Source organism: Actinoplanes xinjiangensis (genome assembly GCF_003148685.1).
Lineage (GTDB): Bacteria > Actinomycetota > Actinomycetes > Mycobacteriales > Micromonosporaceae > Actinoplanes > Actinoplanes xinjiangensis.
Genome location: NZ_QGGR01000005.1, coordinates 309,761 through 325,226 on the forward strand (window position 1 = coordinate 309,761; position 15,466 = coordinate 325,226).

General features: G+C 70.2%; 15 protein-coding genes. 9 read left to right on the top strand and 6 right to left on the bottom strand.

The genetic code is table 11. The annotated features are described in order from the left end of the window. Window positions 1-253 precede the first annotated feature (253 nt). From BC793_RS13770 to BC793_RS13790, 5 genes are all read left to right on the top strand, one after another. A complete protein-coding gene (locus tag BC793_RS13770; protein WP_109592881.1) occupies window positions 254-697 on the top strand; it encodes a hypothetical protein in 444 nt (147 codons plus the stop codon). Between the two features lie 80 nt (window positions 698-777). Next, a complete protein-coding gene (locus BC793_RS13775) occupies window positions 778-1,287 on the top strand; it encodes a hypothetical protein (protein ID WP_146246261.1) in 510 nt (169 codons plus the stop codon). Further along, window positions 1,284-2,096: an efflux RND transporter periplasmic adaptor subunit gene (locus tag BC793_RS13780; RefSeq protein ID WP_109592883.1), complete on the top strand. Its 813-nt coding sequence runs from the start codon at window positions 1,284-1,286 to the stop codon at window positions 2,094-2,096. Before BC793_RS13775 ends, BC793_RS13780 begins: the two co-directional genes overlap by 4 nt. Continuing rightward, the gene (locus BC793_RS13785; protein WP_109592884.1) at window positions 2,093-2,770 is read left to right on the top strand and encodes an ABC transporter ATP-binding protein; all 678 of its coding nucleotides are present in this window, start codon (window positions 2,093-2,095) and stop codon (window positions 2,768-2,770) included. Before BC793_RS13780 ends, BC793_RS13785 begins: the two co-directional genes overlap by 4 nt. Beyond that, entirely contained in the window at window positions 2,767-3,942 is a 1,176-nt protein-coding gene (locus BC793_RS13790) for an ABC transporter permease (RefSeq protein WP_109592885.1), read from the top strand. The genes BC793_RS13785 and BC793_RS13790 overlap by 4 nt, the downstream gene beginning before the upstream one ends. A 12-nt stretch (window positions 3,943-3,954) precedes the next feature. Here the strand turns inward: BC793_RS13790 and BC793_RS13795 are convergent, their stop codons facing one another. Both BC793_RS13795 and BC793_RS13800 read right to left on the bottom strand, forming a co-directional pair. After that, window positions 3,955-4,905, bottom strand: coding sequence for a sensor histidine kinase (locus BC793_RS13795; RefSeq protein WP_109592886.1), 951 nt, complete (start codon window positions 4,903-4,905; stop codon window positions 3,955-3,957). Next, window positions 4,902-5,756, bottom strand: coding sequence for an MEDS domain-containing protein (locus tag BC793_RS13800; protein ID WP_109592887.1), 855 nt, complete (start codon window positions 5,754-5,756; stop codon window positions 4,902-4,904). Before BC793_RS13800 ends, BC793_RS13795 begins: the two co-directional genes overlap by 4 nt. 283 nt (window positions 5,757-6,039) lie before the next feature. Here BC793_RS13800 and BC793_RS13805 point away from each other — a divergent pair, with 283 nt between their 5' ends. From BC793_RS13805 to BC793_RS13815, 3 genes are all read left to right on the top strand, one after another. Then, complete coding sequence (locus BC793_RS13805; protein ID WP_109592888.1) at window positions 6,040-6,843, top strand: alpha/beta fold hydrolase; 804 nt, start codon at window positions 6,040-6,042, stop codon at window positions 6,841-6,843. Further along, window positions 6,840-8,072 carry a PP2C family protein-serine/threonine phosphatase gene (locus BC793_RS13810; protein ID WP_249037379.1) on the top strand — a complete coding sequence of 411 codons (1,233 nt, stop codon included), beginning with the start codon at window positions 6,840-6,842 and terminating at the stop codon, window positions 8,070-8,072. The genes BC793_RS13805 and BC793_RS13810 overlap by 4 nt, the downstream gene beginning before the upstream one ends. Window positions 8,073-8,163: 91 nt before the next feature. Further along, window positions 8,164-8,496: a hypothetical protein gene (locus tag BC793_RS13815; RefSeq protein WP_239169990.1), complete on the top strand. Its 333-nt coding sequence runs from the start codon at window positions 8,164-8,166 to the stop codon at window positions 8,494-8,496. Window positions 8,497-8,551: 55 nt separating this feature from the next. Here BC793_RS13815 and BC793_RS13820 read toward each other — a convergent pair whose 3' ends face one another. Further along, complete coding sequence (locus BC793_RS13820) at window positions 8,552-9,910, bottom strand: extracellular catalytic domain type 1 short-chain-length polyhydroxyalkanoate depolymerase (protein WP_109592890.1); 1,359 nt, start codon at window positions 9,908-9,910, stop codon at window positions 8,552-8,554. A 348-nt stretch (window positions 9,911-10,258) separates the two neighbouring features. Between BC793_RS13820 and BC793_RS13825 the strand changes: the two genes are divergently transcribed. Then, entirely contained in the window at window positions 10,259-13,039 is a 2,781-nt protein-coding gene (locus BC793_RS13825) for a glycosyl hydrolase family 95 catalytic domain-containing protein (RefSeq protein ID WP_109592891.1), read from the top strand. An 18-nt stretch (window positions 13,040-13,057) separates the two neighbouring features. Here BC793_RS13825 and chrA read toward each other — a convergent pair whose 3' ends face one another. The 3 genes from chrA to BC793_RS13840 are packed head-to-tail and all read right to left on the bottom strand — an operon-like array spanning window position 13,058 to window position 15,401. Beyond that, complete coding sequence (chrA, locus tag BC793_RS13830) at window positions 13,058-14,458, bottom strand: chromate efflux transporter (protein WP_109592892.1); 1,401 nt, start codon at window positions 14,456-14,458, stop codon at window positions 13,058-13,060. A gap of 26 nt (window positions 14,459-14,484) precedes the next feature. Then, on the bottom strand, window positions 14,485-14,916 hold the full coding sequence (locus BC793_RS13835; RefSeq protein ID WP_109592893.1) for a chromate resistance protein ChrB domain-containing protein: 432 nt from the start codon (window positions 14,914-14,916) through the stop codon (window positions 14,485-14,487). Continuing rightward, complete coding sequence (locus BC793_RS13840; RefSeq protein ID WP_203896182.1) at window positions 14,913-15,401, bottom strand: Chromate resistance protein ChrB; 489 nt, start codon at window positions 15,399-15,401, stop codon at window positions 14,913-14,915. The genes BC793_RS13835 and BC793_RS13840 overlap by 4 nt, the downstream gene beginning before the upstream one ends. Window positions 15,402-15,466 lie beyond the last annotated feature (65 nt).

Consider the following 15,466-nt stretch of genomic DNA (forward strand, 5'->3'; position numbering starts at 1 on the left):
GCCGGAATGGGATCCGGAACCGCGCGGAATGGCATCGGAAACGGGATCTCGAATCATGCCGATCGGGGCGTGACTCTAGAATTCGGCCCGTTTTGTTAGGTTTCCTTATGTTTACCGGGGGTTTGCGGAGGCGGGGTTGCAAAGAAATCCCGGGGAGTGCAAGATCGCATCGACATTTGTCAACTCCTATGTGTATCCGGCAGATTCTCCGAGCTTCATCGCCGGTATGCATGGGACAAACGAGGGGAACACAATGTCTTCCGTCGTCCAGCACCGCCGGCCTCTCCGGGCCCTCGCGATCGGGGTGGTGGCCGGGCTCACCGCCGGGATCGCCGTCGCCGGCGCACCGGCCATGGCCGCCCAGACCTACTGGCCCGTCAGCGGCACCCTGAACACCGGTGGCCACCTGGTTCAGTACTCGTCGTGGCGCGTCCACGAGGCCAACGGGCGGGCGGGACTCGACGTGAACAACAACGTCGGCTCCTGTGGCCAGCCCATTCGCCTCGGGCTGCGGAACATGCTCGGTGACCAGGTCACCGCGTCGAACGTCTACACCGGTACGTCGGCTGGGCTGAAGTACTTCACCATGGCCAGCAGCGGCAGCACCACCATCCCGGCGAACTACTACGCGATCAACGGCCGGATGACCGCGTGCAGCGGCACCGACAACACGTGGGCCGGTCAGATCTACATCTGATCGGGTACCGGTCAAGTCCTGTCACCGGTGGGTGGGGCACGATGTCGGTGCCTCACCCCCTTCCCCTGGAGAACCGAGCCGTGCTCAAAAACATCCGTGGTGTAGCCGTACCACTGCTTGCTCTCGGGTTTTTGCCGGGGTGTTCCGGCGGAGACGGAAGTGGCACCGTCGACGACACGGCGCAGAAACTGCTCAAGCCGCCCGCCGTGGTGGAGGAATACAAGGCGAAAGCCGCGGCATATCCGTTCCCGCTACCGGCGAATTACCAATTCCCGGCCACGATGCCGGAGCCTGCCGAGAACGTCCTCTCCGAGCCGGGCATCGGCACCGTCTACGCCGATCGGTACTGGCAGTGTGCGTGGATGGCCGAATGGCTGCAGAACCGGAAGGACACCGAGCGCGCCGCCACCGCCATGAACTGGCTGGAGCGTTTCCGGGAGAGCGACTTCATGCGGAGGTATCTGGAGCCTCCGGGCCCGGAGCAGTGGACCGACTCGGTGCTGGCCGAAGCCAAGCTGGGCGACCCGACCAAGCTTCGATCGATGTACGGCGGCTGCCAAGAGGTCGCCGGCATGCCGCCGCTCGCATGAGGCGGTGTACCCGCTGGGCGCTGATCGCCGGGCTGGTCGCACTGCTGCCGGGGTGCTCGGCCCCGGCCGCCCGGCAGGAGCCCGAACCCCCGGCCGCGGAACCGCGACAGGTGACCGTCGCGCGCACCTCGATCGTCAGCGTCGTCACGCTCCAGGCGACCGTCGTCACCACACCGACCACCACGATCACCGCACCGGCGGCGGGAGTCGTGGTCGGGTTCACCGGGAACGGCTACCGGTTCCGGGCCGACGGACGCACGAGCCTCGTCACCCTGCCGGACCAGACCGAGTTGCAGTCCGAGCTGGTCGAACCGGGCCGGGCGGTGCTGGCCAACTTTCCGATCGCGACGGTCCGCGGCACCGGTTTCGGGTTACGCGCACCGGTCGACAACAACACCCTGATCCGGTTGTACGCCGGGTCACTCGACGGGACACAGGCCCAGATCAAGAAGGGTCCCGGCCCGTTCTCCTGTCCCCTGGTCAACCACATCCCCACGGCCGGCGCGCCGGACCCGGGCAGTCTGGCACTGACCTGTGTGGTGCCGGCGGACGTCCGGGTCTTCGCGGGCATGGAGGCGGTCATGGCGGTCACCACCGGGGAGCGCACCGACGTGCTGAGCCTGCCCGTGGAGGCCGTCGCGGGCACGGCCGGATCGGGAAAGGTCACTCGCAGGACGGCCGACGGGTGGAGCTCCCAGCCGGTGACGCTGGGGATCACCGACGGCGTCACGGTGGAGATCACCGACGGACTGGCGGAGGGCGACGTCGTACGGCTGCCGGCCCCCGACCTCGACGGCGTCGGATCATGACCACCCTGGAGTTGACCGCCGGCGCCAAGTCCGTGTCCCTGCCGGGTGGCCGGCCGCTGCCGGTGCTGACCGGCGTCGACCTCAGCGTCGAACCCGGGGAGACGCTCGCCATCCAGGGAGCGTCCGGCTCCGGGAAGAGCACACTGCTGGCCGTACTGGGCCTGCTGGACTCGCTGACCGGCGGACGCTATACCGTCGGCGGGATCGACGTCGCCGCCATCTCGGAGCGGCGGCGGGCCCGGCTCCGGTCCACCACGTTCGGTTTCATCTACCAGCGGTTCTGCCTGATCAGCCACCTGACGGCAGAGGAGAACGTCGAGGCGCCCCTGCTGCACGGCGGGGTCCGGCGGCGCGAACGCGCCCGTCGGGCACGCGACCTCCTCGACCAGGTGGGCCTCACCGATCGCCGCGAGCACCGCCCGGGACAGCTCTCCGGCGGCGAGCAGCAACGCGTCGCCGTCGCCCGGGCGCTGGTCCATCGGCCGTCGGTGGTGCTGGCGGACGAGCCGACCGGGTCCCTCGACCAGGACACGGGTACGGCCGTGATGAGATCGCTGCTCGACCTGGCGGCCGACGACGGCGTGACACTGATCGTGGTCACCCATGACCCGGCCGTGGCGGCCGTGTGCGGCCGGGTCGTCCGGCTCGACCGGGGAGCGGTCCAGGGCTCGTGAAGGTCATCAGCCTCGCGCTCATCGCCTGGCAGGGCATCCGCCGGCGGCCACTGCGGAACCTGCTCAGCGCGCTCAGTCTCACCGTCGGCGTGCTGGCGCTGGTGCTCGTCCTGAGCGGCGGCGCCGTCGTCCGCGAGACCATCGTGTTCGACTCCCGCCTCCAGGGCGGCGACGCGCTGACAGCGAACCTGACGCTCACCGACTCGCCGCAGAAGTTCGCTGTCGCCGAGTACTGGCGGTCCTCGCTGGGCCGTGCACTGGCACCGCAGCGGGGCATCGCGTCGGTCACCGCGTCCAACGACGGCGCCCTCCTCCGCAAGGGTGACGAAACCGTCAGCGATCTGGTCGTCGTCACCACGGAGAAGGCGCTCCTCGAGATCCGGCCGTTTCCCGTCCTGCGAGGGACCTGGCTCACCGACGAACCCACCTACGCGCCCACCGTCGTCCTGAACCACCGGGCGGATCAGATGGTCGAGGGGCAGACCGGCCCGGTCACCCTGGTCGCCGGCGGTCAGACGTTCCGCACGTCGGTCATCGGGGTGGTGTACGACGCCGAACCGCGGCCCGTCGCCTACCTGGACATGCACGCGGACGGCCCGTGGCAGGCGGCGATCGAGGACACGAACGTCTACTCCGTACAGTTCACGGCACCGGCCTGGTCGATCGGCGACGCCCGTTCGAGGATCAACGAGCTCGCCTCGATCAGCGACCGGGCGGCGGATGTCACCGGTGTCGAGCGGACCGACCGACTGGAGACCTTCGACCGGCAACTCGATCTCGTCAACCGCGTCTTCCTGGCCGTCGCGATCCTCAGCCTGCTGATCGGCGCGCTCGGCATCCTCAACATCGGGCTGTCCACGGTACGGGAGCGCTCCGATGAGTTGTCCCTGCGCCGGTCCTTCGGCGCGACCCGTCCTCAGGTCGTCGTCATCATGCTGCTGGAGTCACAGTTCGTCGCCCTGGTGTCCGGCCTGGCCGGGATCGCCCTGGTCGCCGGTGGCCTGCCGCTGATCACGGCGCACTTCGCCGACCGGTTCCAGGAGGTCTCGACCGGCTTCCCGGTCGGTGGTGCGCTCCTGGGCCTCGCGGCCGGGTCGGTGGCGGCTCTCGTCGGCAGCCTCGCGCCCGCCCTTCGCGCCTCCCGGGTCCCGATCGCCGCGATCATGCGCTGACCGGGCCGCCGGCTACGGGAGGTTCGCGTGCAACCGGACGCTGGTGCCCTCCGCGGCGGTGTGGATCCGCACGAGATCGCACAGCTGGTGGGCGAGGAGCAGGCCACGGCCGCCCTCGGCGTCGCCCGGGGGTGGGATCCGGCCGGCCAGCGGATCGGTCAGCACACCGCTGTCGCTCACCTGGCAGATCAGCCGGCCGGGCTCGGTCCAGATGCTGACGCGGCCGCCGCCGTCGGTGTGTTCGATGGTGTTGTCGACCAGTTCGTTCACCGCGATGACCAGATCGTCGATCGCCACGTCGCCGAGTCCGCCGGCGGTGGCGTGGGCGGTGACGAACCGGCGTACCCGGGTGAGACTGGACATGCCGGCGTAGCTCAGGCCGGCCGCGGTGGACGGCACGGGCGGCAGCGGCAGGTTGACGGCTGCCGCGGTGAGGAACGGGTCACCGTATCGGGGACTGGGTCGCCGGTCGCCGCGCTCGGTCACGGCGGGATGGGTGCGCCAGGCGTCGTGCAACCGGCCGGAGTCCAGGTTCGCCGCGTCGTAGGGGCACAGCATCGCCGCGTTCCTCATCCGGAAGACCGGGTTGATCAGCGCCTCGTGCATGGCGCAGGCCGGATATTCGACGGGGCAGCGGCCGGGCCACACCGATTCGCTGACGACGGTGATGCGGCGAGCGGCATGTTCGGTGCTGAAGGACAGCAGCAGGCCGGGGATGATGCGGCCGGGGTTACGGCCGGCCACCGCCATGTCCGTGAAGCGGACCTGTGCGCTCACGTCGGCGAGTGCGTCACGCAGCAGCGCCAGGTTCGGTCCGGGAACAGCGACGAGGACCGCGTCGCCGGTGGCCAGCGCCGACCGTACGAACGCGGTGGTGAAGTGCAGGTATTCATGCTGGTCGTGGTAAAGCAGGCCGGAATGGTCGAGCACCGCCGCGTCGACGGCGGCGGCGGTCAACGTCATGGGGCGGTTACCGTGCGCGGCTCGCCGGCGAAGGCCAGCAGGGTGCGCATCGACGGGGAGGCGCCGACCACGGTCATCGGGGGCAGTCCGGCAGCGGCCGCCGTGCTCAGCGTGCGCGCCGCGGCGCCGTCGAGGAACCGTAGGCCGGAGAGGTCCACCACCAGCGGCTGTGACCGGTCCGGGCTGTCCTCTCTCAGGTGATCCATCAGGGTCTGCAACGCGCCGCGGTTCGACAGGTCCGCCTCGCCTTCCAGGCGGATGCCCGGAGGGTCCACGGTGCGTACGGCCCTCAGCAGCGGGACGGTCCGCGGGTCCGAGCCGGCGGCGACGGTGGCCGGGTGCGACTCGCAGATCCCGCGCAGTGCGGCGTCGGTGAACAACCTTCGGTCATAGAGGCAGATCGCCATGGCGAACCCGTCGGCGAACACCCGGTTCACCTGGGCCTCATACCAGGTCAGCCGGTCGGCGCCGGGTAGTGGCCGGCTCGCCCACGACATGTCCCCGACGGCGCGCAGTCCGGTGTATCCGGCGTCACGCGCACGGTCGGACTCGTACCGCCACCCGTCGACGGTCGCCTGCGGGTCGAACGACCCCGACGCGAGATAGGAGTCCTCCGGTGCCGACATCCGCAGGTGCCCGTCGGCGATTGCCCGCCGGGCGTCGGTGCCCTGCGCCGCGAGTTCCGCCTCGATCTCTTCCGCGCCGCCACCGAAATACAGGATCCGGTGTCGCTCCCGCAGGCCGGCCCGGATGTACGTGGCGAGGCTCCGCAGCCGGGTCGCGTCGTCGTCGAAGACCACACACGCGTGATCACCGAGGCGTAGGCGATCGATGGCGCTGACCTCGATCATCGGGCTCCCTCTGACAACCACACATGCGGCCGCGGCCCGAACCCTACCCTGTCGGTGAGCCGTCACATGTCCGCGAGACCGCGGTTACCGGCACCACGGCGGGGTAAAAGCCCCTCCAGTCCGCGTACCGGGCTGGCCGGGGGATGTTCCACATCGGCGGCTGGGGGGTGCACGCCGAGGTGGGCATGCGTATCGCCTCACCGTCTGGCAGGGTCGTGGGCGGCGCTGACGGTGTGATCAACGGTCGTTCCGTGTCCGCCGCCGGGAATGCGAGGATACGGGCATGGACGTTCGAGTTCGGAGCAACATCACGTTCACAGGCCGTGACCACGGCCCGGTGGTGATGCTCTCGCACGGATTCGGGTGCGACCAGAACATGTGGCGGCAGGTCACCGCGAAGCTCGGTGAGCAGTCGCGGTTGCTCCTGTTCGACCATGTCGGGGCGGGCCGGTCCGATCTGACGGCATGGGACCCGGCGAGGTATGCGAGTCTCGACGGCTACGCCCGGGACGTCCTGGAGATCTGCCGGGATCTGGACCTGCGTGACGTGATCTTCGTCGGGCACTCGGTCAGCGCGATGATCGGAGTTCTCGCCGTCGCCGAGGAGCCCGACCGCTTCGCCGGCCTGGTCCTGCTCACTCCCTCACCGTGTTACATCGACGAGGGCGACTACCGGGGCGGATTCACCCACGACGACATCGACGAGTTGCTGGAATCGCTGGACAGCAACTATCTGGGATGGTCCGCCGCCATGGCGCCGGTGATCATGGGGAACCCCGATCGACCGGAACTGGGCCAGGAGCTGACGGACAGTTTCTGCCGTACCGACCCGACCATCGCGAAGGCGTTCGCGAGGGTCACCTTCCTGTCGGATCAGCGCGCCGACCTGCCCCGGGTGCGCGTGCCCACGCTGGTGCTCCAGTCGGCGGTCGACGCGATCGCGCCACCCGAGGTGGGCGCCTACGTCAGCGCTCACATACCGGGCAGCCGCCTGGTCACCCTGGACGCCATCGGGCACTGCCCTCAGCTGAGCGCACCGCAGGCCACCGCGCAGGCCATCACGTCGTTCGTGGCCGAGTGCCGGTGAGCGAGCCGTCTCCGCGCACCGGACCGCGCTGTGAGCCGGTGCCCGAGTCGGCGTTTCCTGCCATGCTGGAGGACGACATCGACGATCTTTACGACACCGCACCGTGCGGCAATCTCTCGACGCTGCTGGACGGCACGATCGCCAAGATCAATGTGACGCTGCTCGACTGGCTCGGGTACACCCGGGACGAAGTCGTCGGACGTAAGCGCTTCAGTGACCTGCTCACCGTCGGCGGCCGGCTGTACCACGAGACCCACTTCGCCCCGCTGCTCCAGATGCGCGGCGAGATCAACGGCATCGCCCTCGATCTGCGATGCGCGGACGGCTCCCGGATGCCGGTGCTGGTCACCTCCACGGTCAAGACCGGCGGTGACGGCCAGCCCCTGCTGATCCGCACCACCATCTTCGACGCCCGCGAACGCCGCGCCTACGAGCGGGAGCTCCTGTACGCCAGCAAGCAGGCCGAAGCCGAACGCGAACGCCTGCGGGAACTGGTCGCCGAGCTGCAACACAGCCTGCTTCCCGATCCGTTGCCGACACCACCGCGCATGCAGGTCGGCGCCTACTACCACATGGCCTCCACCGACCGGATCGGCGGAGACTTCTACGACCTGTTCCCTCTCGACGGGGGCCGGTGGGGGTTCTTCCTCGGCGACGTGTGCGGCAAAGGCCCCGTCGCCGCCGCCACCACCGCGGCCGCCCGCTACACCCTGCGCACCGCCGCGGCATACGAGCCCGAGCCGGCGGCCGTGCTCGCCCATCTCAACAGCGTCCTCTACCAGGGCTATCACAGCCGGTCGCACCGCCATTGCACGGTCGTCTTCGGCATCCTCACCCCCACCGCCTCCGGCTACTCGGTGACCATCGCCGGCGGCGGCCATCCCGCACCCATGCTGCTGCGTGCCGACGGCACCGTCGAGGCCCAGCCCACCACCGGTGGCACTCTCATCGGCAGCCTCCGGAAACCGAACATCGCGACGCGGACCTTCTCCGTGGCCGCCGGCGATACGTTGCTCCTCTACAGCGACGGTCTGCCCGAGGCACGTACCGGCCCCGGCACGGACCGCTACGGCGAAGAGGCCCTACGGACATTCCTCGCCCAGCTGACGCCCACCTCCGCCCCGGTGGCCGTCGAGGCGCTGACCGGGCTCCTCGGCACCCTCGAACGCCTCGATGACGACGTGGCGCTCATGGCGTTGTCCTTCGACGGCACGGGATCGGACGACTGACCGGATTCCGGCCCCACCCGGCGCGGATGTCCGGGGACCGGGACCGCCCGGCCGCCGTTTGGTGCGGTCCGAGGGGGGAAATCAAGGTGGCATGCAGCCAATCGATCAGTTCGGGACCGCCACACCCACCGAGACCTCGCTCGTCGCCCGGGTCGATGTCGGCATGGTCGTCGTGGACTCCGCGGGCGACGACGCCGGCCGGGTGAGCGCCGTGCAGCAGCCCGGCACGGACGTCCGCCCGGACACCGCGGCCGGGATCGCCGAGATGCTCATGAGCGCCGGATATCTCCGCGTCGACGGCACCGGGGCGCTGTCCAACGACACCTACGCGTCCGGCGACCAGATCGCCGACGTCATCGACGACGAGCCCGGCATCGTACGGCTGAGCGTGCTCCGCGACGAGCTGCCGCGGGCGGCCGTCTGACGCCGCGGGCCTTCGGCACGCGATCCGGTGCCGAAGGCCGGGCGCCGGACGGACGTCACCCGCGCAGGCTCCACCGCTGGCCGGCGCTACCCGAGCACGACCACAGGTTGATCCTCGTGCCGTTCGCGGTGCCGCTGCCGGACGTGTCCAGGCAGAGGCCGGACTGGACGCCGGTGATCGTGCCGTCGGCGTTGACGTCCCACTGCTGATGGGACTGGCCACTGCAGTCGTAGACGATCACCGCGGTGCCGTTGGCGGTGCCCCGCCCGGAGGCGTCCAGGCACTTGTTGCCGTAGACGGTCAGTTGCTTCGACGTCGTGTGGGTCCACCGCTGGTTGGTGTTGCCGTGGCAGTCGTACAGCTGGGTGCCGGCGCCGTTGACGGTCGCGGCGCCGACGACGTCGAGGCAGCGGCCCGATCCGGCTCCGGTGATCATCACATCGGTCCGCGCCGGCGGGCTGGTGCTGGGCGGGGTGGAGGGCGTGCCGCCGTCCAGGCCGAGGAACGAGATGGCGTACGCGAGCTGACCCGCCTGGGGAAGGTCGTGCCCCACACCGGCGATGCCGACTCCCTCGATCGTGGCCTGGGTACCCGTCGAGCCGTACCGGTTCCTGGTCCACGACGGCTGCGGTCGGTCGGTGAACGCCGGGGTGGTGGACAGACCGTGCAGGTTGGTCCACTGCTTGATCTCCTCGCCGAAGTTCGGGTAGGCGAGGGTCGTGTCCCGGTCACCGTGCCACAGCTGGATCCGCGGGTAGGGACCGGCGTATCCGGGGTACATCGCCCGGGCGGTGTCGCCCCACTGCTGTGCACTCCTGATGAGGGTGCCTCCGGAGCACTGGCTGTTCCACAGCGAGCCGTTGGTGGTGGCGAAGCAGCCCGCCGGCACGCCGGAGAACGCCGACGCGGCCTTGAACACGTCGGGGTACTGGGCGGCCAGCACGTTGGTCATCATGGCGCCGGACGAGAATCCGCTGACCACGATGCGTGCCGGGTCGACGTTGTAGCGCGACCGGGCCCAGCCGACCATCGACATGATGCCGGTGGAGTCGCCGCCGCCGTTGCGCCGTAGCGCGGCCGGGCTGGACACGTCGAAGCACTTCTCGGTACGGGTCGCCTCGGGCAGCACGACGACGTAGCCGTACCGGTCGGCCGCCGTCAGGTAGTCCTTGCCGTTCCAGCCGGCCACCGCGGAGGCCGAGCCGCCGCAGTAGTGCACCAGCACCAGCAGGGCGGGCCGGGACGCGACACGGTCCGGGACGTACGTGAACATCCGGAGGTTTGTCGGGTTCGCGCCGAACCCGGTGACCTGGGTGAGCGCCGCGGCCGAGGCGGGCCGCGCCAGGAGGAGCAGCGACAGGACGACGAGGGGCCCCACCACGGCCGCCAGCGCGACGCGCAGCTTGCGATTCATGCGGAGTCCTTTCCACGGGGGTACGGCGGACGGCGCGACTCGAGCGCGGGGGACGTCCGGCCGGGAGGGCGTGAAGTTAACGCTCACGCAGCCGCACGTCAAACGTCGGCATCAATGCGTTAAAGCAGCTCCCGTACAGGAGTAACGGCTTTTCATAACCCTTTTTCGGAAGGCTCTTTTCGCATTCTTCTGGAGAAATAATGACGACTCACCGCTCCTTATTGACGAAAGCGCTGTGAAAGCTAACATCGATGAAGCGGCATATGCGGCGGCTCTTCCCCGGGCCCGCCACGCGCCGCGAGGGCGAGTCCGCCACCGTCTCCGGCTCCGTATCCCCGGGAGTTCACGATGAGCAGAGTTTCCAGACGCCACCTCCTGTCGGCGGGCGCCGCCGGGGCCGGCGCGACCCTGCTGCCGCTGGGGTGGCCGACCGGATCGGCCTCCGCGCCCGCCGGGGCCGCCGCGGTCGCCGACGATCTCAGGCTCCGGTACGACAGGCCGGCCGGCACCGAGTGGCTGCGTGCGCTGCCGATCGGCAACGGCCGGCTCGGCGCCATGGTGTTCGGCAACACCGACACCGAGCGGTTGCAGCTCAACGAGGACACGGTGTGGGCCGGTGGCCCGTACGACTCCAGCAACTCCCGGGGTGCCGCCTCGCTCGCCGACATCCGGCGGCTGGTCTTCGCCGACCAGTGGAGCCAGGCGCAGAACCTGATCAACCAGGCGATGCTCGGCAAGCCGGTGGGGCAGTTGGCGTATCAGACCGTCGGCAATCTCAAGCTCACGTTGCCGGCCACCGGCGCGGCCTCGCAGTACAGCCGGGTCCTGGACCTGACCACCGCCACCGCGTCGGTGTCCTACGTGTCGGGCGGCGTGCGTTTCCAGCGTGAGGTGTTCGCCAGCGCGCCGGACCAGGTCATCGTGGTGCGGCTGACCGCGGACCGGGCCAATGCGATCACCTTCACCGCGACCTTCGACAGCCCGCAGCGCACCACGGTCTCCAGCCCCGACGGCACCACCATCGGTCTGGACGGCATCTCCGGGAGCATGGAGGGCATCACCGGCTCGGTCCGGTTCCTCGCCCTGGCGCAGGCGGTCACCACCGGCGGTAGTGTCACCAGCTCCGGTGGCACCCTGCGGGTGTCCGGCGCCACCAGCGTGACACTGCTGATCTCGATCGGGTCCAGCTACGTCGACTTCCGCACCGTCAACGGCGACTACCAGGGCATCGCCCGCACCCGGCTGGCCGCTGCCCGGGCCCTCCCCCACGATCAGCTGCGCAGCCGTCATCTGGCCGATTACCAGGCGTTGTTCAACCGGGTCTCGATCGATCTCGGCCGGACCGCCGCGGCCGACCAGACGACCGACGTCCGGATCGCGCGGCACGCCGAGCAGAACGACCCGCAGTTCGCCGCCCTGCTGTTCCAGTTCGGCCGGTACCTGTTGATCTCGTCGTCCCGGCCCGGCACGCAGCCGGCCAATCTCCAGGGCATCTGGAACGACTCGATGGCGCCGCAGTGGGATTCCAAATACACGATCAACGCCAACCTGCCGATGAACTACTGGCTGGCCGACACCACGAACCTGTCCGAGTGCTTCCTCCCGGTCTTCGACATGATCAAGGACCTGACGGTCACCGGCGCCCGCACCGCCCAGGTGCAGTACGGCGCCGGTGGCTGGGTCACCCACCACAACACCGACGCGTGGCGCGGCTCCTCGGTCGTCGACGGCGCGGTGTGGGGCATGTGGCAGACCGGTGGCGCGTGGCTGGCCACCCTGATCTGGGACCACTACCGGTTCACCGGGGACGTGGAGTTCCTGCGGGCCAACTACGCGGCCCTCAAGGGTGCCGCGCAGTTCTTCCTGGACACACTGGTCGCCGACCCGGCCCGTGGCTACCTGGTGACGAACCCGTCGAACTCGCCGGAGCTGCCGCACCACACCGATGTCAGCGTCTGTGCCGGGCCGACCATGGACAACCAGATCCTGCGCGACCTCTTCGACGCCGTCACCCGGGCCGGCGAGGTGCTCGACCTGGACGCCCCGTTCCGTACCCGGGTCCGCGCGGCCCGCGACAGGCTGGCGCCGATGCGCGTGGGCTCCCGCGGCAACATCCAGGAGTGGCTCGCCGACTGGATCGAACCCGAGCGTAATCACCGGCACGTCTCGCACCTGTACGGCCTGCACCCGAGCAACCAGATCACCAGGCGCGGCACCCCGCAGCTGCACGAGGCCGCGCGCCGGACGCTGGAGTTGCGCGGTGACGACGGTACCGGCTGGTCACTCGCCTGGAAGATCAACTACTGGGCCCGGCTGGAGGACGGCACCCGCGCCCACAAGCTGTACCGCGACCTGGTCCGTACCGACCGGATGGCACCGAACATGTTCGACCTGCACCCGCCGTTCCAGATCGACGGCAACTTCGGCGCCACCTCCGGGATCGCCGAGATGCTGCTGCAGAGCCACCACGACGAGCTGCATCTGCTGCCCGCACTGCCGTCCGCGTGGCCCGCCGGGCGGGTCTCGGGCCTGCGCGGCCGCGGCGGCTACACGGTGGCCATGGCGTGGACCGGCGGCCGGGCCGACGAGTTCCTCATCCGGGCCGACCGCGACGGCACCCTGAAGGTACGCGCGGCGCTGTTCACCACCGCCCATACGCTCGGCGACCTCACCGACGGCAGCACACCGGGGACCACCCGGCCGGAGACGGACGTCGTCCAGTTCACCGTCCGGGCCGGGCACACCTACCGGGCGGCACGACCGGGCACGTCGCCGAGCCCGAGCGTGCCGGCTTCCTCGGATCCGGGCCCGTCACCGTCGTCCGGCACGGGCGCCACGGCGGTCTACACCGTCACGGGTTCGTGGTCCGGGGGCCTTCAGGCGGAGGTACGGGTGACCGCCGGCGCGGCACCGATCACCGGCTGGACGGTGTCCTGGACCTTCCCGAACGGACAGGTCGTCAACCAGGTCTGGAACGGTTCGCACACCCAGAGCGGTACGCGCGTGACCGTGTCGAACGCGGCCTACAACGGTGCGCTGCCGGCCGGTGGTTCCACCACCTTCGGTTTCCTGGCCGGCGGGAACGGTCCGCACGACCCGCCGGCCGACCTCACCGTCAGCACCCGGTGATCGCCGCGGGGACCGGCGTCACACTCCGGGAAGGCCGGCCAGCCCGGCGATCAGGCCCAGCCCGGCACTGACGCCGAGCACCCGCAGCACCGACCATCTACGCCAGAAGATCAGCACCGCCGCGATGACGGCGATGGCCAGGGGTACGGGCCGCACCGCGCCGAGGTCGGGCAGCGTCATGTGCACCGGCCCCGCATCGACCTCGTGCACCGCGCTGAACAGGGTGTGCACGGCGAAGTAGAGACCCAGGTTCGCGATCACCCCGACGACCGCCGCGGTGATGCCGGTCAGTGCCGCCGACAGCGACCGGTTGCCGCGCAGCCGCTCCACGTACGGCGCGCCGAGCAGGATGAACAGGAAACACGGCACGAACGTCACCCACGTGGTCAACAGCGACGCGGCGACGCCGGCCACCCACGGGTCCAGACTGCCGGGGTTGCCGTAGGCGCCGAGGAACGCCACGAACTGCACCACCATGATCAGCGGCCCGGGGGTGGATTCGGCGAGCGCGAGACCGCGGACCATGTCGCCGGCGGACAGCCACGCGTAGTGCTCGACGGCGCGCTGGGCCACGAACGCGAGTACCGCGTAGGCGCCACCGAAGGTGACCACCGCGGTGCCGGAGAAGAACAGGCCCTGCTGGGTGTAGACGCTGTCCGTGCCGGTGAACACGGCGAACAGCGCCACCGGGATGAACCAGGCGGCCAGCCCGATCGCCAGGATCGTCGCGGTCCGCCGGCCGGACGGCTGGTCGTGGTGCAGGACGTCGTCGGAGACCAGCGGCTCGGGGCCGTCCTTGGCGGCACCGTGGCCGCCGGACGACTCGACCAGACCGGGACGCAGGCGGTGCAGGGCCCAGCCGGCCAGCGCGGCGAGCGCCACGACCACCGGGAACGGCACGGCGAACACCGCCAGCGACAGGAACGCGAGCACCGCGAAGGCGACCAGGGTGCGGTGCGACAGTGCCCGCCCGGCGACCCGCCACACCGCCTGCACGACCACCGCGACCACCGCCGGGGCGAGCCCGGCGAACAGCGCCGTGACCACGGTGGTGTCTCCGAATCCGACGTAGACCGCCGACAGCGCGAGCAGCGCGACCACGCCGGGCAGCACGAAGAGGGTGCCGGCGACCAGGCCGCCGCGGAGGCCGTTGAGCAGCCAGCCGACGTAGATGGCCAGTTGCTGGGCCTCCGGGCCGGGCAGCAGCATGCAGTAGTTCAGCGCGTGCAGGAACCGCTTCTGCCCGATCCAGCGGCGTTCGTCGACCAGGTGCCGCTGCATGACGGCGATCTGCCCGGCCGGGCCGCCGAAGGTCTGCAGGGAGATGGCGAACCAGGCTCGTACCGCCTGGTTGAAGGGAACGACATCGCCGGACACGACGGCGGGCGGCGCGGGGTGATCGGGCTCGGTGGTCGTCACGGTGGGTCTCCTGGAGAGCTGCGGTGTCAGCCGGGCGTGCGGTTCAGCAGCACCGTGCGGCGCTGGTATTCGTAGAGGCCGTCGAAGAGCGGGCCGCTCAGCGCGATGACCCGCTCGTCGTCACAGGTCATCGACAGGCCGCGCAGGATCACGTCGAAGCCGGGGCCTTCCGGTGCGTCGTAGCGCTCGTCGGCCAGATCCGCCTCGTGCACGATCTCGGCGATCTTCCACAGCACCGGGTCGTGCAACTCGTACCGCCGCAGGATCGTCTCGAACGAGCAGTCACCCCGGTGGTGGCCGAGCTCGGCACCGCGCATGTCGAACGGGGTCGCGTCGGCGGGCACCGCGGTGCGGTCGTCGACGAAGAGGAACTCCGCGTCCGGGTCGATGTGCGTCCGGATCAGCCACGCGCACGCGGCGCGGTCGATGTGGACTCCGGCCCGGGTCGCCCACCTCATGCCCGCTCCCCCACGGTGATGTGCCGTTCGGCGAGGTCCTGCACCGCGATCCGTGCGGTCTCGCGCTCGGGCGGGGGGAAGTAGTCGCGGTCGGTGATCCGGCGCAGCTCGCCGCGCAGTCTGCGGACCAGGCGGGTGCCTTCGGCCTCGTCCGCGGGGACCGTCGCGGCCTGCTCGATCACCGCCCGGTACTCGGCGGCGCGGGCCGTGCGCATGCCGTCGACGACGGCCTGTTCCTGCGCGAGGTCACCCGGCGAGGCGATCCAGATCATCGCGGTGCCGCCGTTGTCGACGACCTCCTCGGCGACCCAGTCGAGCTGCTCACGGGTCCGGTCGCCGGCGGGCAGGGCGATCAGGCCGTCACCCAGCCGGGCCACGCCGAGGCGCTCCAGCTTGCGCCACACCGCGATGCGCGGCTGCGACGGTTCCCGGGGGATCCGGTACGACAGCAGCACCCACTGCCCGGTGTCCTGGACACGATCCACCCGGACACAGTAACCGTGGTTACGTTCGCAGCGGAAGACGGGGTCGCCCGGCGATCAGCGGTTCA

Coding starts and splice junctions, on each gene's coding strand:
- BC793_RS13780 (WP_109592883.1), top strand. CDS start 1,284: ATGAGGCGGTGTACCCGCTGGGCGCTGATCGCCGGGCTGGTCGCACTG.
- BC793_RS13815 (WP_239169990.1), top strand. CDS start 8,164: ATGCAGCCAATCGATCAGTTCGGGACCGCCACACCCACCGAGACCTCG.
- BC793_RS13805 (WP_109592888.1), top strand. CDS start 6,040: ATGGACGTTCGAGTTCGGAGCAACATCACGTTCACAGGCCGTGACCAC.
- BC793_RS13800 (WP_109592887.1), bottom strand. CDS start 5,756: ATGATCGAGGTCAGCGCCATCGATCGCCTACGCCTCGGTGATCACGCG.
- BC793_RS13795 (WP_109592886.1), bottom strand. CDS start 4,905: ATGACGTTGACCGCCGCCGCCGTCGACGCGGCGGTGCTCGACCATTCC.
- BC793_RS13825 (WP_109592891.1), top strand. CDS start 10,259: ATGAGCAGAGTTTCCAGACGCCACCTCCTGTCGGCGGGCGCCGCCGGG.
- BC793_RS13835 (WP_109592893.1), bottom strand. CDS start 14,916: ATGAGGTGGGCGACCCGGGCCGGAGTCCACATCGACCGCGCCGCGTGC.
- BC793_RS13770 (WP_109592881.1), top strand. CDS start 254: ATGTCTTCCGTCGTCCAGCACCGCCGGCCTCTCCGGGCCCTCGCGATC.
- BC793_RS13785 (WP_109592884.1), top strand. CDS start 2,093: ATGACCACCCTGGAGTTGACCGCCGGCGCCAAGTCCGTGTCCCTGCCG.
- BC793_RS13820 (WP_109592890.1), bottom strand. CDS start 9,910: ATGAATCGCAAGCTGCGCGTCGCGCTGGCGGCCGTGGTGGGGCCCCTC.